The organism is Pacificibacter sp. AS14 (assembly GCF_038899935.1).
Taxonomy (GTDB): Bacteria; Pseudomonadota; Alphaproteobacteria; order Rhodobacterales; family Rhodobacteraceae; genus Celeribacter.
In genome coordinates this window covers 102,484-126,703 of sequence record NZ_JBBMQI010000006.1, presented here as the reverse complement: position 1 = coordinate 126,703, position 24,220 = coordinate 102,484, and the positions used below count along the sequence as shown (strand labels likewise).

Here is a 24,220-nt window from a genome sequence, read left to right as displayed (position 1 = left end):
TTGCAAAAAACGCGCCTAAATGGCAATCTCCCTCTAATTTTTTAGGAGAGATAGCACTATCATGACAAATGTCGTAATCGCCTCGGCCGCTCGCACCGCCGTTGGCAGCTTTACCGGCTCTTTTGCCAATACGCCGGCACATGACCTCGGTGCCGCAGTCCTTGAGGCCCTGGTCGCCCGCGCTGAAATTGACAAAGACGAAGTCTCTGAAACTATTCTTGGACAAGTTTTGACCGCCGGCCAAGGCCAAAATCCGGCGCGCCAAGCCCATATTCTTGCGGGTCTGCCACAAGAATCGTCGGCTTGGAGCATCAATCAAGTCTGTGGATCCGGTCTACGCACTGTCGCCTTGGCGACCCAGCATATTATGCTTGGAGATGCGGACATCGTTTGCGCTGGCGGACAAGAAAACATGTCTTTGTCCCCACATGTTGCCAACCTTCGTGCTGGCCACAAAATGGGCGACATGCAATTCATTGATTCTATGATCAAAGACGGATTGTGGGACGCATTCAACGGCTACCACATGGGCATCACCGCTGAAAACGTTGCCAAGAAGTGGGAAATTTCACGCGAAATGCAAGATGCGTTTGCTTTGGCATCACAAAACAAAGCGGAAGCAGCACAGTTGGCTGGCAAGTTTGTAGATGAGATCATTCCGTTCGCGGTCAAAACGCGTCGCAGCGAAACAATTGTAGACGCAGACGAATATATCCGCCACGGCGCAACGCTTGAGAGCATGCAAAAACTACGCCCTGCGTTCGATCGCGAAGGCACCGTAACCGCAGGTAATGCCTCTGGCCTAAACGATGGCGCTGCTGGCGTTTTACTGATGTCTGCCGATAACGCTGCCAAACGCGGCATCAAACCACTTGCGCGCATCGCATCCTATGCGACGGCTGGTCTGGATCCATCCATCATGGGCGCAGGTCCAATTCGTGCTTCACAAAAAGCGCTCGAAAAGGCTGGCTGGAAAGCTGAAGATCTTGATCTTGTTGAAGCCAATGAAGCTTTTGCAGCGCAAGCCTGCGCGGTGAACAAAGACATGGGCTGGAACCCAGAGATCGTGAACGTCAATGGCGGCGCGATCGCAATTGGTCACCCAATCGGTGCCTCTGGAGCGCGCATTCTGAACACGTTGTTGTTCGAAATGCAGCGTCGCGATGCGAAGAAGGGTCTCGCGACACTTTGTATTGGCGGCGGAATGGGCGTAGCTCTCTGCGTTGAGCGCGACTAACAACAGAATTCACTGCGCAACAATTGTTTCGCGCAGTGAAAATCATTTCATATTAAAAATTACTCGCCGGGGAGGGCACTATGGGTAGAGTTGCACTTGTAACAGGAGGCACGCGCGGAATTGGCGCTGCTATCTCAACAAAACTAAAAGCTGAAGGCTATAAGGTTGCAGCGAGTTTTGCAGGCAATGAAGAAGCCGCTGCAAAATTCACAGAAGAAACAGGCATTCAAACGTTTAAATGGAACGTCGCTGACTATGAAGCTTCAAAAGCTGGCATAGCTGCTGTCGAAGCTGCGCTTGGGCCAATTGAGGTCGTTGTTGCTAACGCAGGCATCACACGCGACGCTCCGTTTCACAAAATGACGCCCGAGCAATGGCATCAGGTGATTGATACAAACCTAACAGGTGTTTTTAACACGGTACATCCTGTTTGGCCGGGAATGCGCGAACGCAAATTTGGACGCGTGATCGTGATTTCGTCAATCAACGGTCAAAAAGGTCAGTTTGCACAGGTCAACTATGCCGCGACCAAAGCGGGCGATCTGGGCATTGTGAAGTCGCTGGCGCAAGAAGGTGCACGCGCTGGCATTACAGCAAATGCGATTTGTCCAGGCTATATCGCGACAGAAATGGTCATGGCCATTCCCGAAGAGGTCCGCAATAAAATTGTCGCGGGCATCCCAGCGGGACGTCTCGGAGAGCCCGAGGAAATTGCGCGCTGCGTGGCGTTCTTAGCCAGTGATGATGCTGGCTTTATGAACGGGTCTACCATTTCTGCGAATGGCGCTCAATTCTTCGTTTGAACATAACTCACTTTTAAAATTTGGGTCGCCTTAGGGCGGCCCTTTTTGTTGATTGCGCACATAAAGCGGACTAGTTTTCGCTATGACCAAACGCTCAGCAACTTTCATTGGATCTATCGCCATCCTGCTCTGGGCGCTCCTTGCGCTTTTGACCGTTGGAACCAATCCTGTACCGCCGTTCCAATTGAATGCACTTTGCTTTTCAATTGGAGGGATCATCGGGCTATTGTGGATCGGCTGGACCAAAAGTTGGTCTGACCTTAAAGGCGTCCCCCTTTCGGTATACGGTTTTGGAACATTAGGCCTTTTTGGCTATCACTTTTTATATTTCTCGGCCCTGCGCGCTGCGCCACCTGCTGAGGCAGGCTTGATCGCCTATCTCTGGCCATTGCTAATCGTTTTGTTTTCGGGACTTTTGCCCGGAGAACGCCTGCGCGGACTGCATATTGTTGGGGCAATAACGTCCTTCATGGGTGCCAGTTTAATTGTCGCCGCTGGTGCAAAATTCGAGGTTGAAAACTTGTTCGGATATGGGCTTGCGCTGGCCTGTGCGTTTACGTGGTCTGCCTATTCCGTTTTATCGCGACGGCTGGGCGACATTCCGACAGCATCGGTCGCTGTGTTCTGTTTTGCAGCCGCCCTGTTGTCAGCGCTCGCGCATGTATTTTTGGAAATCACAGCATGGCCAAGTGCGCCGATTGGATGGCTGTCCATCTTGGCACTTGGTGTGGGGCCAGTTGGTGCCGCTTTTTATGTATGGGATATCGGGGTCAAGCGGGGAAACATCCAGATTTTGGGCACCGCGTCCTATGCCGCGCCCCTGTTATCCACGCTCATTCTGGTCATTTTTGGCGTCACAGATCCAAAGGCATCACTTTTCGTATCAGCCGTTTTTATCACTGTAGGCGCCGGCTTGGCAGCATATGCGAGCCGCCAAACCGATTGAGGAAAAATCTATGCCGAGAGGCGTGAAATTTCTTCTTTGAGACGGAGTTTTTGTTTTTTCATGGCAGCAACCTGCAGCGCATCGGTACCGGGCGAGCGCTGCGCGCTTTCGACGGCATCAGCAAGATTTTGGTGTTTCTTCTTCAACTCATGGATGTGGGAACTCAATGACATTTTAAATCCTCTCTCTCGTGTTGACTGGCCCAATTATAAAGCCACACCTAGAGTGCAGCATATTTTTTGAGTTTTGTCACCTATCTGTTACGAAACTTTTTCATAGGCCGAGGTTGGCACGCGAAACCTTGCCAATTCCTTAATCATCCCAGCCTAGAGCAGCAGAATGACGCAATATGGATAACGCTTTTTGACTGTAGCTGTCACCGTCTCGTTCATGGTGAGGCCCATCATGCATACGTAAAGGGGCCTCTAGCACAAAATCCGCGCGTCCCAATTTACGCGCCTGGACGATAACAAGGCGTGCGGAACGGCCAGCTCTGGCCTGAATGGGGCGCACACGAACAGACCCAAGGCGTCCTTCGAGCGCGGACAGAATATCAAGCAAGCGGTCTGCTTTTTGGATCATGGTGAAGTACCCACGCGGCGCAAGACGGCGCGAGGCCACATCGATCCAAGTGTCCAGCGGCGTCTCACCGCTGACGGCCAAGTTTCGTCCAGAATCATCGGATGCTGTCGATTTTTCTTTCAGATAATAGGGTGGATTGGCGATCACATGATCAAAGCGGCGATCACGCACCCCTAAAGGCAATGCACGAATGTCCGCCTCAACAACCTCCATTTGCGCGTTGTTTTCTGCCGCGTTGCGCCGCGCCAGATCTGCGTAATAGCTTTGCAGTTCCACTCCGACAAACGTCATGCCAGAGACACGTGCATTGAGGCATAAAGAGGCAGCACCAGCGCCACACCCAAGCTCAAGAACCGATTGGTCCGCCTCACCTGGAGTAGCCGCGGCAAGAAGAACAGGATCAACCCCTGCCCGATAACCGCGCACAGGCTGTCTGAGTTGCACCAACCCCATCAAAAACGCGTCAACAGTCTCAGACTGGTCGGTCACTCAGGCTCCAACTCGAACTCATTTTCGGTTAGAATTCGGCGCGCTTGGGGAAGATCGTCATCGAGCACCATAAGGCGGCGCGGCAATATACCAACGGACCCTTCTAGCACGCTCATATGGACGTCCATTTCAAAGCAGTTTATATCGTCGCCAGCAAGCAATGCTTTGGCATAGATGATTTTCATAGGATCAGTTGTGCGTAGGAGCTGTTTCATAATTCCGATTTAACGGCAAACAGTTTGATTTGTCGAGTGAAGGACCTGCAGAATGAGCCTTGGTAACGCAACTGTTAAACCACATGAAAGACTGGCCGCAGCACTCGCGTCGGAGTTAGCAGAGGTAAACACGCTCATCAAAGATCGCATGGCCTCTAAACATGCCCCACGCATTCCTGAAGTGACCGCGCATTTGGTTGAGGCAGGCGGCAAACGCTTGCGCCCGATGCTCACGCTCGCGGCGGCCAAAGCCTGCGGATATGATGGTCCTTACCACATTCACCTCGCAGCCACGGTCGAGTTCATCCACACAGCCACTTTGCTACACGACGATGTCGTTGATGAAAGCGCACAACGTCGAGGTCGCCCCACCGCGAACCTGCTTTGGGATAACAAATCATCGGTACTTGTGGGCGACTATTTATTTGCGCGTTCGTTCCAGTTGATGACGGAATGCAATTCGATGCGCGTGATGCATATCTTATCTGGTGCCTCGGCAACGATTGCCGAGGGCGAAGTGTTGCAGCTAACCGCAGCGCAAGATTTGGCCACGACTGAAGACATCTATTTGCAAGTTGTGCGCGGCAAAACCGCAGCACTGTTTTCAGCGGCCACCGAAGTGGGCGGCGTGATTGCCGAGGCTGAGCCTGAGATCACACAAGCCTTGTACGACTATGGTGATGCCTTGGGTATCTCGTTCCAAATTGTTGATGATTTGTTGGATTACGAGGGCACAGGCGAGACTGGTAAGAACGTTGGCGATGATTTCCGCGAACGCAAACTAACGCTGCCCGTGATCAAAGCTGTGGCCAAGGCCGATGAGGCCGAGCGCGCGTTTTGGGTGAAAACCATCGAAAAGGGCAAGCAAGCCGATGGCGACCTAGAACACGCCATTACATTACTCAAAAAGCATGACACACTGGCCGAGACACGTCTTGAGGCACTGGACTGGGCGGAAAAAGCAAAGTCCGCTTTGACTGCATTGCCTGAAAGCGACATTCGTCAAATGTTGAGTGATATCGCGGACTATGTTGTCGCGCGCCTGCGTTAAAATATTGGTTAGGCTGGCAAAGTACTTGCCGCCTTCACCCACCACCATGGATTGCTGTGCGCTATGCGTGCGGCAGCGGCTTCAGCTTTAAACCTGTCTGGGTAGATCGCAAAGCAGGTCGCCCCTGATCCCGACATCCGTGACATCAAAACCTCAGGCGAAAGCGCCAAGGCAACCAAAACGGCGGCAATTTCGGGGGCAAGTTTGGCAGCGGAGCTTTGCAGGTCATTACGCTGCGTGCCCAGCCAATCTGCAAACGCAAGGCTGTCGGGCCAATGTGGCAAGTCTTCGGGCATAGGGTGGTTGTCTTTGCATGTCAGCTGCGCGAAAACCGCAGGCGTCGACACTTCGACCCGCGGATTGACCATTACAATGTGCAACGCAGGCAGATTAGTCTGCGTCAAAACATCACCAACTCCCCGCATTCGTGTCGATTTGGACGCCAAACACACGGGCACATCTGCGCCAAGCAGCAAAGCATGGTCAGGAGACACCATTGGGCCGCCAAGACGCATCGCGGCACGAATCGTTGCCGCAGCATCTGCGGAACCACCCCCTATGCCCGAAGACGGAGGAAGGTGTTTGTCCAGTGTCAACGCCATTGGAAAGCCGCAAGCCTTCGCCGCTTTCACAACTAAATTGCTATCACCCGTGGGCACGCCCAGCGCGAACGGTCCGGTGACCGCGAGGCTTGTCTCATTTGAAGCTTCCGCCACGATCTGATCGCCAACATCAACAAATGCAACCAGACTATCAAGCATGTGATACCCATCACTGCGCTGTCCGGTCACATGCAGTGACAGGTTAATTTTGGCAGGCGCAAAGACTTCAACCATCGCTGGGCGTCCGAGTTGGTTCGAGCCCTTCTTCGATCAAAACACGATCCAACCCGATGGACAATTTGAGGCGAATGCGCTCCGCATCCTTTTCAACAGGATCAAACGACAAAGCGCGGTTCCACTGAAAGCGCGCCTCGCGTGTGCGCCCTACGGCCCAGTAAACGTCACCCAAGTGGTCGTTCAGAATGGGATCGACAGGCAAAAGCGCTGTGGCTTTTTCCATTGGGGCCACGGCACCCTCATAGTCACGCAGACGGAAAAGCCCCCAAGCCAAACTATCGGTAATATAGCCGTCGTTGGGGCGCGCAGCGACAGCAGCGCGGATCATGTCCATGGCCTCATCAAGGTTCTCGTTCATCTCAAGAAATGAGTACCCCATGTAATTCAAAACCTGCGGCTGGCCGGGTTGCAATTCGAGCGCATAACGAAAATCTGCTTCAGCTTTAGCCCATTGATCATTGCGTTCATAGGCGATGGCCCGCGTGAAAAACAACGGCCACTCGGCGGCCGTAAACTCGGAGAACTTCGACAGCGCGGTTGAATAGGCCTCAATAGCCTCAACATACATTTCTTCTCGCCGCATCGCATCGCCAAGCGCTGTATAAATCTCAGGCATATCGCTATGGGTTTTGGATAAGGCGCGCAAAACCTCAAGCTCAGCGTCCGATTTTCCCTCTGCACGCAACGCGGCAGCACGGCCCAGCTCACCCATGTAGAAGGTGGGCGAGGCAGGATCGATGGTGCCATAAACCTGCGAGGCCAGATCATAATGCTGCAGGCGCTCCAGAAGACTTGCAACTTTGAGCGCGTAATCAGGTTTTTCAGGTCGCAGTTTCAATGCGACGCGGGCATACAAAAGCGTGTAGCCATCATCAAACTCGCCGTTCACTGCGTCTGCGACTGAACTAAAGACTTCAGCAATTCCATCTTGGGCATTGGTCACGATATCAAAGGGTACACTTTCACCAGTCGACAATTGCCCATCGAGCGCAAGAACTTGTGGATCTCGGGTGGCACCAAACGCGTCACGAAGCAACGCGCGCGCCTCATCGTTACGCTCCAGCTGACTTAGCATTTGCGCGCGAGCGAAAACAACGCCACCGGTTTGCGGCATCGATAGATCGGACAAAAGCGCCAAACCGCCCTCAAAGTCGCCAACCAAAGCTAAGGCCAAAGCATGACTATAGGGCCCAAACACTTGGAAACCTTCATCACCCTTTGAGAAGGTCTCAAACAGCTCCAGTGCCTCACTCATTTCACCTTTGCCGACATGGGCCCAGGCGCGGCTCAACCCATCAACAATAGACGAAACGCCCTCACCCGCATCAATGATTGTCAACAGCCCGTCCCAGTCACCAGCTTCAACATAGCGGGGAAACAAAATCATCGCTGCGGTTTGACTGCTAGGGTCAATGTCTTTGAGCATCGTCGCATAGCCAAAGGCATCCTCAAATGCGCCGACCGACATTTTTGCCGCGATCAAGGTTTCCAACAAGTCTGGATTGCGCGGATCAGAGACAAGTGATTGCGTCGCGTAAAAAGCTTGTTCTTGATAATCACGCTTCATCACAGCCTGTCGCGCCGCTAAGTAAGACCCCGCATCAGCGAACGCCGCCGTGGTTGAGGATAGAGTCAGACCGATGGACAGGCCCATGGCGGCAAGTTTTAAAATCGCGAACTGTTTCACACGCGTCTCCCTTTGTGCTGACAAGAACCTAGCGCGCACATTCGGGGGCTGCAATGGATTGGGGGCCCGTAAAGGCCCCCAAAACTGTCCGTAACAATCACGCTCGCGGCAAAGCGCCTACATATTAGGGTAATTCGGCCCATCACCGCCCTGCGGAACAGTCCATGTGATATTTTGGCTCGCTTCCTTGATGTCACATGTTTTGCAATGCACACAGTTTTGGAAGTTCACAACGAACTTAGGCTCTTGACCCTCTTCGGTCAGATATTCGTAAACACCTGCTGGGCAGTAGCGCGCAGCAGGACCACCGAAGACATTATAATCCGTTGAAATGGCGACAGCCGGATCCGCCAGCTGCAGATGACTTGGCTGGCTTTCCTCATGGTTGGTCGCCGCAAAAGACACGTTCGTCAAACGATCAAAGGACAACACGCCATCCGGTTTAGGATAATCAATCATCGGGTAATCGCTGGCTTTGCCCGTGCTGGCCGCATCGGTCTTGCCGTGTTTGACCGTACCAAACAAAGAGGTCCCAAGGATCGTGTTGCACCACATGTCAAAGCCACCAAGCGCCAAAGACGGGAACAATCCCAATTTGGACCAAAGCGGCTTAACATTGCGGACTTTTTTCAAATCTTTGCCAACAGCCCCGGTGCGCAGTTCAGTTTCATATGCCTCAAGCGTATCACCTGAGCGACCGTCTTTGATGGCTGATACAACAGCCTCGGCAGCCGCCTTGCCAGACAACATCGCGTTATGATTGCCCTTGATGCGTGGCACATTCACCAGACCGACCGAACAGCCTAGCAATGCCCCACCAGGGAACGCCCCCTTTGGCATCGACTGATAGCCGCCCTCGGAAATCGCACGCGCGCCGTAAGCTACGCGTTTGCCGCCCTTGAGCAGCTCTGCGATCATCGGGTGATGTTTGAACTGTTGGAATTCCATATAAGGAAACAGGTTCGGGTTCTTATAGTTCAGGTGAACCACAAAACCGATGAATACTTGATTGTTTTCAGCGTGATACAAAAAAGCTCCGCCGCCAGCTTTGCCACCCAAAGGCCAGCCCATTGTGTGGGTCACTGTGCCTTCTTTGTGCTTAGCAGGGTCGATTTCCCAAATTTCTTTCATGCCAAGGCCGTGCTTTTGCACATCGCGCCCAGCAGACAGGTCGTATTTCGCGATGACCTCTTTGGACAAAGACCCACGCACACCTTCGGACAGCAAAACATATTTGCCATGCAATTCCATGCCGGGCTCTGAGTCAGGGCCAAGCGTGCCGTCAGCCTCTAGACCAAACACACCTGCGACCACACCTTTGACTTCGCCGTTATCACCATAAATGAGCTCGGAACAGGACATGCCAGGGAAGATTTCGACGCCCAATTCTTCGGCTTGCTCAGCCATCCAGCGACAGACATTGCCCATAGACACGATGTAGTTGCCATGGTTGTTCATCAAAGGCGGCATAGGGAAATTGGGGATACGGATTTGACCCGCAGCGCCGAGCATATAAAAATTATCGGTTTTCACAGGGGTCTTCAGCGGCGCGCCTTTGGCTTTCCAATCAGGGATCAGAGCGTCCAGACCACTTGGGTCGAGCACGGCGCCTGACAAGATATGCGCGCCCACTTCTGAACCTTTTTCCAAAACAACAACGTTTAGGTCAGCATCGAGCTGCTTCAATCGAATCGCGGCGGACAGGCCCGCAGGTCCCGCACCAACGATAACGACGTCATATTCCATCGCCTCGCGCTCAATATTTGACATAAAATTGCTCCCTCGGCCAGTCATTCACTTGGCCTTCCTACCCTTTAAAAGTGGGCGTGGTCAATTTCTGGAAAGCCTTTTTGTAACGGATCTGCAATTATTTTTTGATCACCTGCCGCAAAGCAGCATAAAGCATCAAAACGCAAACAATAGAAGCGTAACCGTCTACTGCATAATGCCAGCCTGTGTAGACCGATAAAAACAAAATTGTCACGGCAAAGCCAATGGCAACAGGCGCAAAAAACCAACTGCGTTCGGTCATGTAAACGGCCCAAACCGTAGCCACAGCGACATGCATGGACGGAAACGCTGAAATCGCCGCACCACCGGTTTGCATGCCGTCATCCCTTGTCAAACCCTCCCAAAGCCGCGTTTGCAAAGCGTCAACAGAGGTGCCGGGGAAGGTAAGATCTTTGAGCGATGCAATCATCGGCGCAAAGGTGTCACCACCGTAGTAACGATCAAAGTAAATCGGCCCAAGGGACGAAAACACAGTGGCCAAGACATTACCAATCACAATCCAAGCCAAGGCATACAACGCCAAAAACCGTGCCTTGCGGATCGAGTCCTGGTCACTCAACGCCAAAAATGCTGGAAATGAGAACGCAAACGCGCCCCAAAAACCAGAATACGTCCGCACCGCGCCATCCGTATCAATGTAGACGCTCAATCGATGCGACAATTCCCACGGTGCCACACCACCATGTAATGCAAAATCAAACTGCGCAAACATTCCGTCTGCCCAATAGGGGACCAGAACGGGAATGATTCCTTTCATCAAGGTATAGCCACACACAAGCGCGATGGTGGCGACAAAACCATAAAGTGCCTCGGATATACGCGCGGGGTGACCTACGACGTAATAGATCAAAATGGGCGACAACCACAAAACCCACGGACCAGCGCCCATATATTTAATCAAGTCAGTGGCCAAGAAACCGATTTTGGTCAAATGCCCAAAGGAAAATCCGTAAAGCACTACGGTCGTAACGATGGCAAAGACAAGATAAAGGATGGAAAATCTTGCAAAAACAGTCATTTGGCCTTGGCTCGCTCAAGATTGTTTACGTTTACCTGAAGTATTGTTCGCGAATACGGCACAATTATGGAAATCAACACGGATTTTTTCAGCCACATTCTCTCGGTGGCAGTCTCTGCTCTTGCAATCTGACCGGGTTCGGGGTCTGGTGTTTGAACAAAATCAACAATCGGACGCGCAACATTTTGTGGCGTGACCTCTTTTCGTACGAATGAGTGCTATGGAAAAAATTCTAATGACCCGCGCCGGCCACGCCGCGCTGAGTGCTGAGCTCAAAAACCTCACATCAGTTGAACGCCCTGCAATCATTCAAGCGATTTCAGAAGCGCGCGAGCATGGCGATTTATCGGAAAACGCTGAATATCACTCAGCACGTGAAAAACACAGCTTCATTGAGGGGCGCGTAAAAGAGCTCGAAGGCATTCTGTCTTTGTCTCAAATAATCGATCCCAAAAGCCTGTCAGGCTCGGTGAAGTTTTCCGCGACGGTCACAATCGTTGACGAAGATACAGACGAAGAGAAAACCTATCAAATCGTCGGCGAACACGAGGCAGATATTGAAAACGGCTTGCTGAACATAAAGTCACCAATTGCACGTGCATTGATCGCCAAAGAAGAAGGCGATAGCGTCGAAGTCCGCACGCCAGGCGGCATGAAAAGCTACGAAATTCTCAAAGTTGAATACATCTAGTCTTTAACTGACTGTCTGCTTAAAATATTTCGCTGGGAGGCCAATTTGGCTCATGACGGCAAACAATCCATCGAACTTGGCGTGTACACACGCCCAGAAGATAATGCGCGGATCACTTTGACTGAAATTGTTGCTGGCGCTTTGTCGATCATTTGGCTGGCGATGACGACTGGTTTTTTTATCATTGTTGATGGCGGCGAAAATGCAACCAATTTCGACAGCATTCGCTTTGTGATGATGCTGATCGCAATTTTCATGCCGATTGCAATGTTTTGGGTCGGTGCCCTAGCCATACGCGCATCGCAGACGATGCGCGAAGAAAGTAGACGCCTTCAGGCCGCGATTTCCGCGATGCGTCAAAGCTATCTGTCTGGCCAAGGCACCGGCGCGTCGGCGTCAGTCGAAAAAAAGCTTGAAGAAATTGTAGCCGCGCAGCGCAAGACTCAGACGACACTGGCAACCTTCACGTCGATCCGCCCACAAGAGACCTCGCCAGAAGACAAGCTTGCGATTGCATCGCCGGTGCTGTCCGAAGACCAAGCCTCTTTGGCGCTAGGCACGCCGTCAGAAAACCTTGCGCCGCCCCTGTCCGTTGCCGACTTCATCCGTGCGATGAATTTCCCTGAGACAGCCGAAGACAAAGAAGGTTTTCGCGCCCTACGCCGCGCGTTGACTGATCGAAAAGTCAGCCAGCTGATTCATGCCGCACAAGATATTTTGACCCTGCTCAGTCAGGACGGCATTTACATGGACGATCTGCGTCCAGACCGCGCCAAACCTGAAATTTGGCGCCACTTCGCCAAAGGAGAACGTGGTCGCGTTGTGGCGCCTTTGGGCGGCGTGCGTGATCGATCCAGCTTGGCGCTGGCCTCTGGACGGATGAAGCAGGACGCGATTTTCCGCGATGCAGTCCATCATTTCTTACGCAAATTCGACAAGACCTTCGCTGAATTCGAAGCCACGGCAACCGACGAAGACATCGCGGCCCTGTCTGATTCACGCACAGCGCGCGCCTTTATGCTGCTGGGGCGAGTCACGGGCACCTTTGACTAACCCGACGCCCGCTGAAAATAGATACCCCCGACGCCGTTCATGCGATTAGGCGCGACATCGACCAGATAGATTTTTGAAAGCAAAACCATGCAGCACCCCCGCCACCGCAGACCATTTGTTAAGGGCGCTTTAGGCAGCCTGCCATTTTTCATCGTCGTTATTCCATTTGGTGTTTTGTTTGGCGTTATCGCCACCGAAGCAGGCATGAACTTGGCGCAGATCATGGGATTTTCCGTTCTAGTGATTGCAGGCGCATCACAACTGACGGCGTTACAACTTTTGACGGATCACGCCCCTACTTTGATCGTTATCGTCACCGCGCTGGCAGTCAATCTGCGTATGGCAATGTATTCGGCATCTCTCGCCCCGCACCTTGGAGCAGCCCCCTTGTGGAAACGCGCTTTTGCGGCATATGTCCTGTTCGACCAACCCTATGCTCTGTCAACGATCGAATTTGAAAAGCACCCTGATCGCAGCACAGCTGACAAGCTCAGCTATTTCCTTGGGGCCGGCGTACCGTTGGGCATTACTTGGTACATCGCAACGTTTTTCGGTGCTGTGCTGGGGGAAAAAATTCCATCTGATATCGGCGTTGATTTTGCCGTTCCGATCACCTTTTTGGCCGTCGTGGCACCTATGCTAAAGTCCTTGGCGCATGTCGCCGCAGCTATGACATCTGTCACCTTAGTACTTACGCTCAGCTTTATGCCCTACGGCACTGGCCTTTTGGCAGCAGCAGTTGTGGCGCTTGCGGTGGGTGCACTGGTTGAAACATGGACTGAAACACAAGGAAAAGCCCGATGATTGAGGCCAGCAACACACAAATTTGGATCATCATCATTGCAATGGGAATCGGAACCTACGTGATCCGCTTTTCATTCTTAGGATTGATCGGAAATAGAGATCTTCCAGGCTGGCTTTTAAAAATGCTCAGATTCACACCTGTGGCCGTTTTACCTGGGGTGGTTGCCCCGATGTTAATCGGCAGCACTGCCGCGCATTCGTCAGACCCACTTAGACTGTCAGCGGCTATGGTCACGCTTGTTGTGGGTCTGCTAACCCGCAATGTGCTATACGCTATCGTTGCGGGCCTAAGCGTCTTTTTCGGACTGGGTGCGCTTATCGGCTGATCAGTTTAGCAACAAGTGGGGGGCTTCCACCGAGTTACCATTTTGCGCCGGCGAATCGTCCGAATGGAGTTCGTAAGTGGCACCGGGCAAGTCGGCAAACCATGTCATCACCTTTTTAGGGAACATGGTTTGTGGAGCATCCTCGAACCCAGGCAAACCAGCCAAAATGTCTGTGATGCTGTCCGCGCATTGCGCCTTAGCCACAGCTCCATATGCTTGGATGCGTGCCAAGGCAAGCTCGGCAACCTCAGGACTGACCAAAACCGTTTGCTCAATCACATCGTAGGTTACGCGAGCATGGTAATCTATGTAGAACGCCACTGCTGCATCCGACATACCAAAAATCACATCGTTGCGTTCTGGTAAATGCGGGTGGTTGAATGTGCCTGCTGGATCAAAGATCGCGCGTTGAGACGGCGCGTTGACCATCAGGCCGGAATGGGCGCCTACACCGGATTTGGCGCCCACAACAGTGAATAGCGTGATCGCAGCGGGCCCATCGTCACGATAGACCGACCGAGAAACCTCCGTGTCAGGTGCCCAAACGGGTTCAGCTGCGCCACATGCCGTCAGAAATGCTGCCGCTAAAAGAAGCATTCCAAGTCGCAGACCGCGCAGCGCTCCACCTTCCACAAGATTGGCCACGCTTATGTTCTGAAGATCGCGAGGAAAACCAACACGAGAATCGAGAAAACGGCGACGCGTGTCGACCATTTGATGAAGCCTTCAAAAGACTGTTCTTGAACGGAAATATCCATTTCGCCATGTTTATGTTCGGACATGTGCTTTGATCCTTATCGCTATTTTTGGATTGAATTAAAGGAATTGCGCGCCTGTGTCACCTGCTCTTCGCATCCCGTGTGAACTTATGTCTCACTGTTGCTTTCCAGATCATCGACCAAACGAAAGCCAATACGCATCGCGGCGACTTCTGGCTTTGACTTTGGCAAAGCGCGCAGCATGACGTTGAGCTGAGTCACATGTTGCACAAGCTGGGTTTTGGTACCAGCCTCATCAGAGCCATAAAATGTAACGAGATCCGGATCGAAAAAGCCCATACCCTCAATGCGCAGCGCGCCAGTGCTTGACCCTGTGTACCCCATCGCAATCTCGTGTTCGCCATCGAGCTGCTCTTCGAAGTTTTTGATGTACAAAATCAGGCGTTCATAGGCCCATTCTGCGGGACTTTTTTGATCGACAGGCTTACGGGACAAGGCCGCAGGAAGTGGCTTTTGCTCAGGCGATTGCGGCGCATCAGGATCACTGTGAACAACTCGCGCACGCGGCATCGCTGCAGCTTCAGCGGCCTCGGCTGACGTCTGGATTTGGTCTGTATCGTTCATGTTAGATCCTTGCGTTGCCATGCAGATGCACCATCGTCGCGCAAACTGCGCGTTACAAGGCCATTGTGATACAAATGCACGCAATGCGCCATGGCTTCAACCATCGCCAATCCGTATTCCCCGCCTTTGATCTCGCGCTTAAACAAAGGCACGAAGCAATCGCAAGCGGCATGTGGCGTGTCCAAAAACGCAAGCAATCGGTCCAGCGCAGTATGGTGATTGGCAATCAGCTGGGCCAGACGCGCAGGCAGTCCTGTATAAGGCAATTTATGCCCTGTCAGCACAAGCTGACTTTCCAGCGCATGGCCTTGAAACGCAGCACAAGAGCGCATCCAGTCGCCCACAGGATCGGCGAAAGGTTCCGTTGCCGTAACGCCCAAATTCGGTGAAATCGACCCCAACAACTGGTCACCACCCAAAACAAGCGCCTGGTCCCGCGACCAAAACGTCGCGTGTTCCGGCGCATGACCATCGCCACAGCGCACATCCCAAATACGCCCGCCAATCGTGATCTCGTCACCCTCTTTGATCCGCGTATAGCCCAAAGGCAGAGGCCCAACGACATCAGCGGTATTGAACGGGCGCTCTGACAATCGTTTTGACAACATATCTGAGGCCATACCGCAAGATCGCCAAAAGGAAATCATTTCTGGCGTTGGCGCGTCTTGCACATCAAGTTGCAACATCCGCGCCATCAAATAAGCCGTGCGCGTCATCACAAGCTCTGCGCCGTGTTCAACCACAAACCACCCCGCCAGCCCAACATGATCCAAATGGTGATGCGTGACGATCAAACGTGTGACAGGTTTTGCCTTCAATGGCCCAGATAGAAGCTGGGTCCAAAGGCGGCGTGACAGCTTGGTGTCAACACCTGTGTCAACGACGGTCCAACCATCACCGTCGTCCAGAATGTAAACGTTCACATGGTTCAATGCGATCGGCAAAGGCATTCGCGCCCAAAAGACGCCCTGCGCCACCTCGAGCACTTCGCCTTGTTTTGGAGCCTCAAATGGCATGCGCATAGGGTCTGTCATTCAGCGCTAAGCTCTTCCATGGACAAGGCATAAAGGTCCGACGCACCAAGACGCGCTTGTGCCAGCAAAGCGCTATGCTCGGGCAAGAGCCGGCGAATATAGAATGTCGCCAATTTGGTGCGTTTCCCTTTGCCAGTTTCTGCTATGGCTGCTTTTAGATGATAGTGCCCGCCCAAGACGCGCGCAAAGGCTCGCAAAAACGGAACAGCGCCAGCAAACCGATCATTCAACGGCAAGGTAATCATGGCCTCGACACCTTCGCGTAACGTTTCCGCAGCACTCCAAACCTCTTTGGCCAAGTCAGGCATCTGTGCCCTTGCCGCCTCGGCAAAGCCTTCGATTTCGTCCAAAATGGCAAAGGCCGCGTCGCCACCATCGCCCAGTTTTCTTGACACCAGATCCATTGCCTGAATACCGTTTGTCCCCTCGTAGATCGACGTGATCCGCGCATCGCGCGCATATTGCGCAGCGCCTGTTTCCTCAATGTAGCCCATGCCGCCATGAACCTGCACACCCATCTGCGCCACTTCATGCCCGATGTCTGTGCCAAAGGCCTTGGCGATAGGGATCAAAAAGGCGCCCTTGACTGCTTGATCAGCATCCTCGTGTCCCAGATCAATCGCCATGCCACAAGACAGCGCAATCGTGCGCGCGACAAAGGTCTCGGCGCGCATTGTTGCCAACATACGGCGCACATCTGCATGGTCACAAATAGATCCACTCTCGCCCGCCAAAGGCATGCCTTGCACGCGGTCTTGTGCATAGGCCATAGCGCGTTGCGTTGCAGCTTCGGCCACGCCAACGCCTTGGGCAGCGACGCCCAAACGCGCATTATTCATCATTGTGAACATGCATTTGATACCTTCATGCGCGCGCCCGATCAGCCAACCCGTGGCCCCACTATAGTCCATCACACAGGTCGGTGACCCGTGGATGCCAAGCTTGTGCTCAAGACTGACAACGCTAAGCGCATTCGCCGCGCCGAGACTCCCGTCCGAATTGGGGATAATTTTGGGCACCATAAACAGAGAAATGCCTTTCGTGCCCTCAACCCCATCCGGCAGTCGCGCGAGCACCAAATGGCAAATGTTTTCAGCGAAATCACTGTCGCCCCATGTGATGAAAATCTTTTGTCCTGTGATGGAATAGGTTCCATCACCATTGTGTGTCGCTTTGGTCCGCAGCGCACCAACGTCAGATCCCGCCCCAGATTCCGTCAGGTTCATCGTACCGCACCACGATCCGTCTATCAATTTGGGCAAATAAAGCGATTTAATCTCGTCGCTGGCGTGATGTTCAAGCGCCTCAATCTGACCTTGCGACATCAGCGGATTGAGAGACAGCGACAGACAAGCACCCGACATCATATCATTCACGGCCGTCGCGATAGACAACGGCAGTCCCATTCCACCGTTCTCAGGCGCGGCCAACATGCCGATCCAGCCGCCTTCGGCAAGTGCCGCAAATCCGTCAGCAAACCCAGGCGAGGTTTTCACACAGCCGTCTTTCAAAAGTGCACCCTGTTGGTCGCCACAACGATCCAGTGGCGCGATCACGTCACTGGCAAGCTTTGCAGCCTCGGCCAAGATCGCCGCAACAACTTCTGAATCAACATCAGCAAAGCGTTTCACAAGCGACAGACGGCCAAAATCAACGACCTTATCCAGAATGAACTGAAACTCATCTGCAGGCGCGCGATATGGCATGGACATCTCCTTGGCGAACCGTAATTGGTCAAACGGCAAATTTTAGATTTAAAGACGGTGTGAATGTACTTTGGAACTAAGTGTACTCAACCTTGCGGCTCCGACCAGTCTGAACGCTGCGTCATGACGCTTAGGCGCGCCCAGATTTAGCAGACAACACGGCAGCACTGACACCCAAGGTCTCTAAAGCAGCTGCCCATTTTTGAGCACCATCCAAATCAAAAACGATGCGACTGTTCGCATCACACGTCAGCCAAGCGTTCTGCGCGATTTCCGCATCAAGTTGCCCTGGCGACCAGCCAGCGTAGCCCAAACACAAAAGACGCTGAGTTGGGCCTTTGCCTTCGGCGATGTCGCGCAAAATATCCTTTGAAGCGGTCATGGAAAACGTATCATTAACCGGCAAAGACGCATCGCCCTCGTTGTAATCCGCACTGTGCAGCACAAAGCCCCGCGCCATTTCCACTGGACCGCCGTAACACACATCCAAAGCCTCCATGGTATCGATGGGCGTAACTTCCAGCTGTTCAAAAACATCTGCGGCAGAAATCCGTGCCAAAGCTTTATTGATGACCAAGCCCATCGAGCCTTCATCAGAATGCGCGCACAAATAGACCAAGCCCCCTTCAAAACGGCTGTCTTGCAATCCTGGCATCGCGATCAAAAGCTTGCCGGTGAGGTCATTAGAAGTTGTTTGAGCCATGAGATCAACTCACCCGATATGGCCCCTAAGCGCAAGAGCCTGGCTATGGAAAAGGGACGATTTGTCCAACCCACAGGCGTCTCTCTCAAATGTGAGTTTCCCGTTAGCACCTTCAACGCTATACCATCCTCATGAAACTCAGATCCGCCACCTGTCTATTCGCCCTTTCGTTTGTCACCAGCCTAGGCATGTCCGGCCTTTCGGCTGCGGCCGATAACCCTATTGGAACGATGGCTGAAGTGGCCCTTTTACCGGGGTGGAGCATGAGCAACGGTCACTATATGGCTGCCCTGCACGTCAAATTGGCCCCAGGCTGGCATACCTATTGGCGCGCGCCAGGTGCTGCTGGCATTCCGCCGCAATTTGAGTGGTCCGGATCGAAAAATATCGAAAGCGCGCGCTTTCATTGGCCTATTCCAGATATCTACGAACAGAACGATATGCGTTTTTTAGGGTATGAAAACGAGCTCATCCTCCCCATAGAGTTCACACCTTCAAACGCGGGTCGCCTAATCATTAACGGTGAGATCATGATGGGTGTCTGCGAAGATGTCTGCATGCCTTATACTGCGACGTTCCAAGGCGCATTCGAACTGGGCGATCCGGCAACGAACACGTCCAAAATTGAAGCCTCGTTGAAACATCAACCCAAACATTTGTCGGGTGTACGTTGCGCCGCTGCCGCGATTGACGACGGGATGAAGATCATCACCACACTTCAAGCGCCCAATTTAGGTGATTTGGAAATGGCCGTGGTTGAGCATCCAGACCCAAACGTTTGGGTTTCGGAATCAATGCACACACGGACGGGGCGCACTGTTACAATTGAAAGCGAAATGGTGCCACCTGAGGCTGCACCATTCTTCGTGGATCGCTCGCAATTGCGCATCACTCTCATCGGCGCAGGCGGCAAAGCCTATGAAGCACAGGGCTGTACGGGCTCTTAATTCGCTTTAACAGCACGGTGGCGTATGAAGGTAACAAGTGCCGACACGACATAGATCACCACCAAGCCCACAATAATCCCTACCAAAAACACAGCTATAGCTGACATCATGTTGCCTTCGCCGCCCAAGATCAGCGGCATAGCACCTGTTAGGGCGACATGCCCAAGGGTGGCTGCGAACCACGCAATGACACCAACGACGGCAAGACCCAGCACAGCAGAGACATGCCCGAACCGTTTTGGTTTTTGCACAGCGCGACGTAGGCTTACGATATAGCGCGCGACATCGACTTGCATCGACAAAATTGCAGGCACCATCAGCAACACGATCACCATGCCGAACCCAAGCCCGTAAACCAAAGTGATCACCGTCGGCTTTAAAAATTGTGCATCAGCGGAACGTTCAAACAACAAAGGCGCGAGGCCCAAAACGGTGGTGAGCGTCGTCAACATCACAGGTCGCAGACGGTCAGTGGTGGCATCGACGATGGCGGGAAATATCCCGCGCTCTTCGGCATATTCATCAATGGTCGTGACCAAAACGATGGAATCATTGATGATAATCCCCGTCATCCCGATCAGCCCCACGACAGAGAACATCGACAGCGGAACATCCCAGTAAGCGTGGCCATAAATCGCACCAATAAGCCCAAAGGGGATGACTGCCATCACCACGATGGGTCGTGTCCAGCTTGAGAAAATCCAAGCGAGCGTCAAATAGATCCCCATAAGCGCTGCCGAAAATCCAAATATCGCGTCTGACAAAAAGCGATTTTCTTGCTCTGAAAGACCTGAGACGCGTTCCGTTACACCAAAATCTTCAGAAATTTGCGGCAGAATGTCTTCGGTCAGCGCGGTTTGAATTTCAACAGCGCGTGCAGGATCATCTTCGTTCAAATCACCCGTCACAGACACCAACCGCAATCCGTTTTCACGGCGTACGGTTGAAAAGCCTGACTGGCGCGAGACTGAGACGATGTCAGACAGCGGCACATATTGACCTGAGGTCGTGCGCATCTGCGTATTGTTTAAAAAATCTGCCTTTAACTCGGTTTCAGGCAATTGCACGTTCACCGTGGCAGTGCGCGCACCATCAGGGAAAGTCGCGGCTTCAATTCCGCCCAATCGATCTGACAGAACCCGCCCCAAGGGTTCGATGCTAAATCCTAACGCTTCGCCCTGCGCCGTGAGTTCCAAAATCAACTCTTCTTTATCATATGACAGTGAATCTTCCAGCGCGGACACCTCTGGGTATTGCGCCAACTTGGTTTTAAGCGCTTCGGCCGCAGCTTTTAACGTTGCCGAATCTGCGCCAAACAACTGAATGTCAATTGCGTCGCCACCAGGGCCAAATCGCCCTCCTCGGAACGACACGGTTTCCGCTAAGGGGTGATTAACAACGGCTTCTTGCAAGTCCGCGACGAAAGCACGTGAGGAATAAGGGCGCAAATCTGCATCAATCAACTCAATCGAAATACCGCCAAGCTGATAGCTTTCTTTGGTATCCGTGCCCGCAAGGCCGCGCCCAGCACCAGCTCCGATTTGTGCTACAACATAAGCAACTGGATTGGTGCCGTACTCGTCAGCGTAATCCTGCCCTATCTGATCAACAGCGCGCTGCAATTCTTGCATCATTGCGATAGAGTCTTCGCGCTTGGCACCAGGTGCCATAGCAAAATTGCCCGAAATCACGGCCTGTTCAGGTGAGTTGAAAAACCGCCACGGCACCTCACCTGACACAAGCAAAGACATCTGCCATGACAGCAAAAACATCGCCGCTGCGACGACCGGATAGCGTAGCTTGATGACCAAGACCATCACTGGGCGAAACAGTACATCACGCACGAGACGGAAGCCTTTGTTGACCTGACGCGATGGCCAGTCGTACCAATGATCTTTGACGGTGGAGGCAATCGAGTGGCTCAGGTGATTTGGCAAAATCAAAAAGCACTCAGCCAATGATGCAATCAAAACAACAATCACAGTGAACGGGATATCGGCGATCAGATTACCAAAACGACCTGAAATCGCTGTCAGCCCGAAAAACGCGATGATTGTTGTAATCGTTGACGAAAACACTGGAGCAAACATACGGCGCGCAGCATTTTCAGCAGCTTCAATAGGCCCTTCGCCAAGCTTTCGCACACGAAAATCAGCGTGCTCACCCACGACAATGGCATCATCCACAACGATCCCCAAGGTGATGATCAGCGCAAAAAGCGAAATCATGTTAAACGTCAAACCAGCCACATACATCAACGCAATCGCCGAGAGCATCGCCACAGGAATGCCCGCCGCGACCATCAAGGCGGTACGCGCATTGAGAAACAAAAACAGCAAAAGGGCGACAAGTCCGAGTCCCATCAAGCCATTGGTAATTAGCAAATCTAGACGCGCTTTGATGGCTTCAGCACGAGTGCGAAACAGATCAAGTGTCACACCCCGTGGCAGCGTCAATTCCATACTATCAGTCACATCTTGGACGATGCCTTGGATTTCGATCGCGTCGCCAAGATCGGATCGGTTGACCTGTACCGACACAGCCGCATTGTCACCTACATAAAAAGCACGATCCCGATCAATGTCCTCAACGCGAATGTCAGCAACATCCCCGATGGTCAGTTTTGAGCCGTCCTCATTGGTGCGCAAGACAATGCCCGCAATCTGAGACGCTGACCGTTTGGCCACACCTGCACGCACACGCGCAGCACCGCCGCCGACATCGCCCGCGGGATTTGCGTCGGCTTCTGCACCAATGGCAGCCGCAATGTCAGACATCGAAACGTCGTACTGAATAAGGTTGATTGTCGACACTTCAACGATTGTCTCAGGCGCCGCGACACCTGTGATAGATGTCCGTGTCACACCTTCACTGAACAAGCGAATGACCAATTCATCAGCAAACCGTGCCAATTGGTCGATTCCAACTGGCCCCGTGAGAATCACCTCGGTGACGCGATCAGACCAACCGCCCCAGCGCACGGTCGGGTCATCTGCGCCCTCTGGCAGATTGGACACCGTATCAATCGCCGCCTTGATGTCATCCGCGCCACGCTGAATGTCCCACCCGGGTTCGAATTCCAGCCGGATAGTCCCACGCCCTTCGGATGATGTGGCAGAACTTTCCGTGACACCTTCGACCGCCAGCAGTGTAGGCTCTAAAACCTGCACCACTGCCGCATCGACATCTTCCGCGCCAGCGCCACTCCAACTGACCGACACCGAAACCGTGTCCACGACCACATCAGGGAAAAACTGCGCGCGCATGTTTGGCAAAGCCACAAGGCCTGCGCCCAACATCAACACCAACAAAAGGTTCGCGATCGTTGCGTGTCGCGTAAAATACGACAAAATACCCGATGGATTAGATGTATAAGAATTGGATTGAGACGTCTCGCTGTGTTTTGACATGATCAACCTCCCATCCGACCTTCAAGCCGCGTCACCAGCGACGCAGGCACCTCATTTGCTTTCAACTGTTCGGCCATTCGCGCGCGTACATCTGCGGGCATACGTTTGTTGCTTTCAACAAAGGCCAGCAGTTTCGCACGTCGATCATCCGTCAACGCGATAGTGTCGGTGTCTGCTTCAGCCTCAGGAGCTACGGCATTTGGACTTGCGCCAACACCTTCTTGCGTCTCAGAACCAATCACTTTGACCCGAATACCGGCCCCAAGCAAAGGCGAGCGCTCTGACACGATTTGACGTCCAGCAATGGCACGGGCGTCCACGATCACATTGTCACCTTGGCGGCGCAAAATTGGTGCGGATACCACCTCAAGACGACTGTCAGGCGTGAGTGCAAGAACGGTGTTGGCGGCATCTACTGCCGCAGAGGGAATCAGCGCCACATCTACAAGTGCAGGTTCCTCAATGCGCACGGTTACAAAATCGCCGGGGCGCAGACCCAAGGATGTTTCCAAACTTGCGAAGAGTTGACGGCCCGTTTGCCCTGTGCCAACAGCCGCACTTTCGCGTGAAATGTTACCTATTGCGGTCAAATCCAAATCCGCCATGCTCAAAGACGCAACAATTGGCAGATTGGACAGTAAGCCACTTTGCGCAGTGAGATTGGCATATTGTTGCGTTGAAACGCGAAAGGCGATTTCCAGATCGTTGGGATCAATCAGCGCGCCGATTTGTTCGTTGTCATTCAAGATCGCACCAAGAGCCACCGAAACACCCGACAACGTTCCATCAAAAGCGGCAATCACCTGCGTGTTCTCAAGCCCGCGCTCGGCTTCGGCCACGTTTATCTGAGCGCGCAGCACACCGTTTTTGCTTTGATCAACACGCGCGACTGCTGCGGCCAAAGATTGGCGTTTGGACAAAACGGACTGGCGTGCGGAGGCCTCAGACAAAGCGACTGTCTCCACCGAAGATTCTGTACCAACACCGCGGTCAGCCAAATTACGTTGCCGCGCCAGTGCCGCCACACGCAAATCTAACTGGCCCCGTGCGGCAGCCAAATCATCCTCGGCTATGTCAAGTCCACGTTCGGCGTCGTTTAACTCGGCTTCTGCTTCTTGAAAATCGGCCTGAGCCACACGCAAAGTTGACTCCGCATCTGTCGGGTCGACCCGCAGCAAAACATCGCCCGCTTTAACCGACCCACCCTCTTGAAAGGCTTCGGCCAGCTCAATAATTTCACCACCTTGAGGCGCCCGCAGTTCTAGCGTTCTGCGGGCCAGCACTTCGCCGAATGTCGACAAAATCGGTTTGATCTGGGTTGGTTCAACCAGCACTGCATTGACTGCGAATTGCCGTTCTCTGGCCGGCGGGCGAAATCCGTCTTGCGCGGCTTTTTCCTTAATCGATGCGTACATATTGTATCCCGCACCGAAAAGCAGAGCTGCGCATACAGAAACGAGGAACAATCCAAACAAGGAACGGCGAAGAAATTTCATGAGGCAGCCTTACATATTGTCGTCTTATATAAATCTAGAACGCGCGTCA

The 24,220-nt window shown here is 52.9% G+C and carries 24 protein-coding genes; 9 read left to right on the top strand and 15 right to left on the bottom strand.

All coding sequences use genetic code 11. From position 1 onward, the window contains the following. Nucleotides 1–61: 61 nt before the first annotated feature. The 3 genes from WNY38_RS08535 (at nt 62) to WNY38_RS08525 (ending at nt 2,986) form a co-directional block, all read left to right on the top strand. Nucleotides 62–1,237, top strand: coding sequence for an acetyl-CoA C-acetyltransferase (locus WNY38_RS08535; RefSeq protein ID WP_342856918.1), 1,176 nt, complete (start codon nt 62–64; stop codon nt 1,235–1,237). Between the two features lie 80 nt (nt 1,238–1,317). Next, a complete protein-coding gene (gene phbB, locus WNY38_RS08530; RefSeq protein WP_342856917.1) occupies nt 1,318–2,040 on the top strand; it encodes an acetoacetyl-CoA reductase in 723 nt (240 codons plus the stop codon). Between the two features lie 82 nt (nt 2,041–2,122). Then, on the top strand, nt 2,123–2,986 hold the full coding sequence (locus WNY38_RS08525; RefSeq protein ID WP_342856916.1) for an EamA family transporter: 864 nt from the start codon (nt 2,123–2,125) through the stop codon (nt 2,984–2,986). Nucleotides 2,987–2,994: 8 nt separating this feature from the next. Here WNY38_RS08525 and WNY38_RS08520 read toward each other — a convergent pair whose 3' ends face one another. The 3 genes from WNY38_RS08520 to WNY38_RS08510 form a co-directional block, all read right to left on the bottom strand. Beyond that, entirely contained in the window at nt 2,995–3,159 is a 165-nt protein-coding gene (locus WNY38_RS08520) for a YdcH family protein (RefSeq protein ID WP_342856915.1), read from the bottom strand. Nucleotides 3,160–3,298: 139 nt separating this feature from the next. Further along, entirely contained in the window at nt 3,299–4,057 is a 759-nt protein-coding gene (locus tag WNY38_RS08515) for a methyltransferase domain-containing protein (protein WP_342856914.1), read from the bottom strand. Then, nucleotides 4,054–4,272: a DUF2007 domain-containing protein gene (locus WNY38_RS08510; RefSeq protein ID WP_342856913.1), complete on the bottom strand. Its 219-nt coding sequence runs from the start codon at nt 4,270–4,272 to the stop codon at nt 4,054–4,056. The genes WNY38_RS08515 and WNY38_RS08510 overlap by 4 nt, the downstream gene beginning before the upstream one ends. A 52-nt stretch (nt 4,273–4,324) precedes the next feature. Here WNY38_RS08510 and WNY38_RS08505 point away from each other — a divergent pair, with 52 nt between their 5' ends. Then, nucleotides 4,325–5,323, top strand: coding sequence for a polyprenyl synthetase family protein (locus tag WNY38_RS08505; RefSeq protein WP_342856912.1), 999 nt, complete (start codon nt 4,325–4,327; stop codon nt 5,321–5,323). Between the two features lie 8 nt (nt 5,324–5,331). Here the strand turns inward: WNY38_RS08505 and WNY38_RS08500 are convergent, their stop codons facing one another. The 4 genes from WNY38_RS08500 to WNY38_RS08485 all read right to left on the bottom strand — a co-directional run bounded on the left by WNY38_RS08500 (nt 5,332) and on the right by WNY38_RS08485 (nt 10,658). Next, a complete protein-coding gene (locus tag WNY38_RS08500) occupies nt 5,332–6,159 on the bottom strand; it encodes a 4-(cytidine 5'-diphospho)-2-C-methyl-D-erythritol kinase (RefSeq protein ID WP_342856911.1) in 828 nt (275 codons plus the stop codon). Further along, on the bottom strand, nt 6,152–7,849 hold the full coding sequence (locus WNY38_RS08495; protein WP_342856910.1) for a tetratricopeptide repeat protein: 1,698 nt from the start codon (nt 7,847–7,849) through the stop codon (nt 6,152–6,154). The genes WNY38_RS08500 and WNY38_RS08495 overlap by 8 nt, the downstream gene beginning before the upstream one ends. Nucleotides 7,850–7,966: 117 nt before the next feature. After that, complete coding sequence (locus WNY38_RS08490; RefSeq protein ID WP_342856909.1) at nt 7,967–9,619, bottom strand: electron transfer flavoprotein-ubiquinone oxidoreductase; 1,653 nt, start codon at nt 9,617–9,619, stop codon at nt 7,967–7,969. Between the two features lie 97 nt (nt 9,620–9,716). After that, the gene (locus WNY38_RS08485; protein ID WP_342856908.1) at nt 9,717–10,658 is read right to left on the bottom strand and encodes a phosphatase PAP2 family protein; all 942 of its coding nucleotides are present in this window, start codon (nt 10,656–10,658) and stop codon (nt 9,717–9,719) included. A 220-nt stretch (nt 10,659–10,878) separates the two neighbouring features. On the opposite strand from WNY38_RS08485, the gene greA reads away from it, so the two are divergent. The 4 genes from greA to WNY38_RS08465 all read left to right on the top strand — a co-directional run bounded on the left by greA (nt 10,879) and on the right by WNY38_RS08465 (nt 13,532). Next, nucleotides 10,879–11,349: a transcription elongation factor GreA gene (gene greA / locus WNY38_RS08480; protein WP_342856907.1), complete on the top strand. Its 471-nt coding sequence runs from the start codon at nt 10,879–10,881 to the stop codon at nt 11,347–11,349. 45 nt (nt 11,350–11,394) lie between these two features. Continuing rightward, nucleotides 11,395–12,402, top strand: a complete 1,008-nt coding sequence (locus tag WNY38_RS08475; RefSeq protein ID WP_342856906.1) for a hypothetical protein — start codon at nt 11,395–11,397, stop codon at nt 12,400–12,402. An 87-nt stretch (nt 12,403–12,489) separates the two neighbouring features. Further along, entirely contained in the window at nt 12,490–13,206 is a 717-nt protein-coding gene (locus WNY38_RS08470) for an AzlC family ABC transporter permease (RefSeq protein ID WP_342856905.1), read from the top strand. Continuing rightward, nucleotides 13,203–13,532 carry an AzlD domain-containing protein gene (locus tag WNY38_RS08465; protein ID WP_342856904.1) on the top strand — a complete coding sequence of 110 codons (330 nt, stop codon included), beginning with the start codon at nt 13,203–13,205 and terminating at the stop codon, nt 13,530–13,532. The genes WNY38_RS08470 and WNY38_RS08465 overlap by 4 nt, the downstream gene beginning before the upstream one ends. On the opposite strand, the gene WNY38_RS08460 is transcribed toward WNY38_RS08465, so the two are convergent. The 6 genes from WNY38_RS08460 to WNY38_RS08435 all read right to left on the bottom strand — a co-directional run bounded on the left by WNY38_RS08460 (nt 13,533) and on the right by WNY38_RS08435 (nt 18,318). Further along, nucleotides 13,533–14,177: a hypothetical protein gene (locus tag WNY38_RS08460; protein WP_342856903.1), complete on the bottom strand. Its 645-nt coding sequence runs from the start codon at nt 14,175–14,177 to the stop codon at nt 13,533–13,535. 2 nt (nt 14,178–14,179) lie between these two features. Beyond that, the gene (locus WNY38_RS08455; RefSeq protein WP_342856902.1) at nt 14,180–14,314 is read right to left on the bottom strand and encodes an aa3-type cytochrome c oxidase subunit IV; all 135 of its coding nucleotides are present in this window, start codon (nt 14,312–14,314) and stop codon (nt 14,180–14,182) included. 84 nt (nt 14,315–14,398) lie between these two features. Then, nucleotides 14,399–14,875, bottom strand: a complete 477-nt coding sequence (locus WNY38_RS08450) for a DUF6173 family protein (protein ID WP_342856901.1) — start codon at nt 14,873–14,875, stop codon at nt 14,399–14,401. Then, nucleotides 14,872–15,909: an MBL fold metallo-hydrolase gene (locus WNY38_RS08445; RefSeq protein ID WP_342856900.1), complete on the bottom strand. Its 1,038-nt coding sequence runs from the start codon at nt 15,907–15,909 to the stop codon at nt 14,872–14,874. Before WNY38_RS08445 ends, WNY38_RS08450 begins: the two co-directional genes overlap by 4 nt. After that, the gene (locus tag WNY38_RS08440; RefSeq protein WP_342856899.1) at nt 15,906–17,615 is read right to left on the bottom strand and encodes an acyl-CoA dehydrogenase; all 1,710 of its coding nucleotides are present in this window, start codon (nt 17,613–17,615) and stop codon (nt 15,906–15,908) included. The genes WNY38_RS08445 and WNY38_RS08440 overlap by 4 nt, the downstream gene beginning before the upstream one ends. A 130-nt stretch (nt 17,616–17,745) precedes the next feature. Next, a complete protein-coding gene (locus WNY38_RS08435) occupies nt 17,746–18,318 on the bottom strand; it encodes a YqgE/AlgH family protein (protein ID WP_342856898.1) in 573 nt (190 codons plus the stop codon). Between the two features lie 188 nt (nt 18,319–18,506). Between WNY38_RS08435 and WNY38_RS08430 the strand changes: the two genes are divergently transcribed. After that, a complete protein-coding gene (locus tag WNY38_RS08430; protein WP_342856897.1) occupies nt 18,507–19,265 on the top strand; it encodes a protein-disulfide reductase DsbD domain-containing protein in 759 nt (252 codons plus the stop codon). Here WNY38_RS08430 and WNY38_RS08425 read toward each other — a convergent pair. Then, a complete protein-coding gene (locus WNY38_RS08425) occupies nt 19,262–22,675 on the bottom strand; it encodes an efflux RND transporter permease subunit (RefSeq protein ID WP_342856896.1) in 3,414 nt (1,137 codons plus the stop codon). The two genes, WNY38_RS08430 and WNY38_RS08425, sit on opposite strands and share 4 nt — an antisense overlap. 2 nt (nt 22,676–22,677) lie before the next feature. After that, entirely contained in the window at nt 22,678–24,171 is a 1,494-nt protein-coding gene (locus WNY38_RS08420; protein WP_342856895.1) for an efflux transporter periplasmic adaptor subunit, read from the bottom strand. Between the last annotated feature and the right edge of the window lie 49 nt (nt 24,172–24,220).

What these genes read in the sequence shown, in the direction of transcription:
- WNY38_RS08535 (WP_342856918.1), top strand. Translation starts at nt 62, where the DNA reads ATGACAAATGTCGTAATCGCCTCGGCCGCTCGCACCGCCGTTGGCAGC.
- phbB (WP_342856917.1), top strand. Translation starts at nt 1,318, where the DNA reads ATGGGTAGAGTTGCACTTGTAACAGGAGGCACGCGCGGAATTGGCGCT.
- WNY38_RS08525 (WP_342856916.1), top strand. Translation starts at nt 2,123, where the DNA reads ATGACCAAACGCTCAGCAACTTTCATTGGATCTATCGCCATCCTGCTC.
- WNY38_RS08520 (WP_342856915.1), bottom strand. Translation starts at nt 3,159, where the DNA reads ATGTCATTGAGTTCCCACATCCATGAGTTGAAGAAGAAACACCAAAAT.
- WNY38_RS08510 (WP_342856913.1), bottom strand. Translation starts at nt 4,272, where the DNA reads ATGAAACAGCTCCTACGCACAACTGATCCTATGAAAATCATCTATGCC.
- WNY38_RS08505 (WP_342856912.1), top strand. Translation starts at nt 4,325, where the DNA reads ATGAGCCTTGGTAACGCAACTGTTAAACCACATGAAAGACTGGCCGCA.
- WNY38_RS08500 (WP_342856911.1), bottom strand. Translation starts at nt 6,159, where the DNA reads ATGGTTGAAGTCTTTGCGCCTGCCAAAATTAACCTGTCACTGCATGTG.
- WNY38_RS08490 (WP_342856909.1), bottom strand. Translation starts at nt 9,619, where the DNA reads ATGTCAAATATTGAGCGCGAGGCGATGGAATATGACGTCGTTATCGTT.
- WNY38_RS08485 (WP_342856908.1), bottom strand. Translation starts at nt 10,658, where the DNA reads ATGACTGTTTTTGCAAGATTTTCCATCCTTTATCTTGTCTTTGCCATC.
- greA (WP_342856907.1), top strand. Translation starts at nt 10,879, where the DNA reads ATGGAAAAAATTCTAATGACCCGCGCCGGCCACGCCGCGCTGAGTGCT.
- WNY38_RS08470 (WP_342856905.1), top strand. Translation starts at nt 12,490, where the DNA reads ATGCAGCACCCCCGCCACCGCAGACCATTTGTTAAGGGCGCTTTAGGC.
- WNY38_RS08465 (WP_342856904.1), top strand. Translation starts at nt 13,203, where the DNA reads ATGATTGAGGCCAGCAACACACAAATTTGGATCATCATCATTGCAATG.
- WNY38_RS08455 (WP_342856902.1), bottom strand. Translation starts at nt 14,314, where the DNA reads ATGTCCGAACATAAACATGGCGAAATGGATATTTCCGTTCAAGAACAG.
- WNY38_RS08450 (WP_342856901.1), bottom strand. Translation starts at nt 14,875, where the DNA reads ATGAACGATACAGACCAAATCCAGACGTCAGCCGAGGCCGCTGAAGCT.
- WNY38_RS08445 (WP_342856900.1), bottom strand. Translation starts at nt 15,909, where the DNA reads ATGACAGACCCTATGCGCATGCCATTTGAGGCTCCAAAACAAGGCGAA.
- WNY38_RS08440 (WP_342856899.1), bottom strand. Translation starts at nt 17,615, where the DNA reads ATGCCATATCGCGCGCCTGCAGATGAGTTTCAGTTCATTCTGGATAAG.
- WNY38_RS08435 (WP_342856898.1), bottom strand. Translation starts at nt 18,318, where the DNA reads ATGGCTCAAACAACTTCTAATGACCTCACCGGCAAGCTTTTGATCGCG.
- WNY38_RS08430 (WP_342856897.1), top strand. Translation starts at nt 18,507, where the DNA reads ATGTCCGGCCTTTCGGCTGCGGCCGATAACCCTATTGGAACGATGGCT.
- WNY38_RS08425 (WP_342856896.1), bottom strand. Translation starts at nt 22,675, where the DNA reads ATGTCAAAACACAGCGAGACGTCTCAATCCAATTCTTATACATCTAAT.
- WNY38_RS08420 (WP_342856895.1), bottom strand. Translation starts at nt 24,171, where the DNA reads ATGAAATTTCTTCGCCGTTCCTTGTTTGGATTGTTCCTCGTTTCTGTA.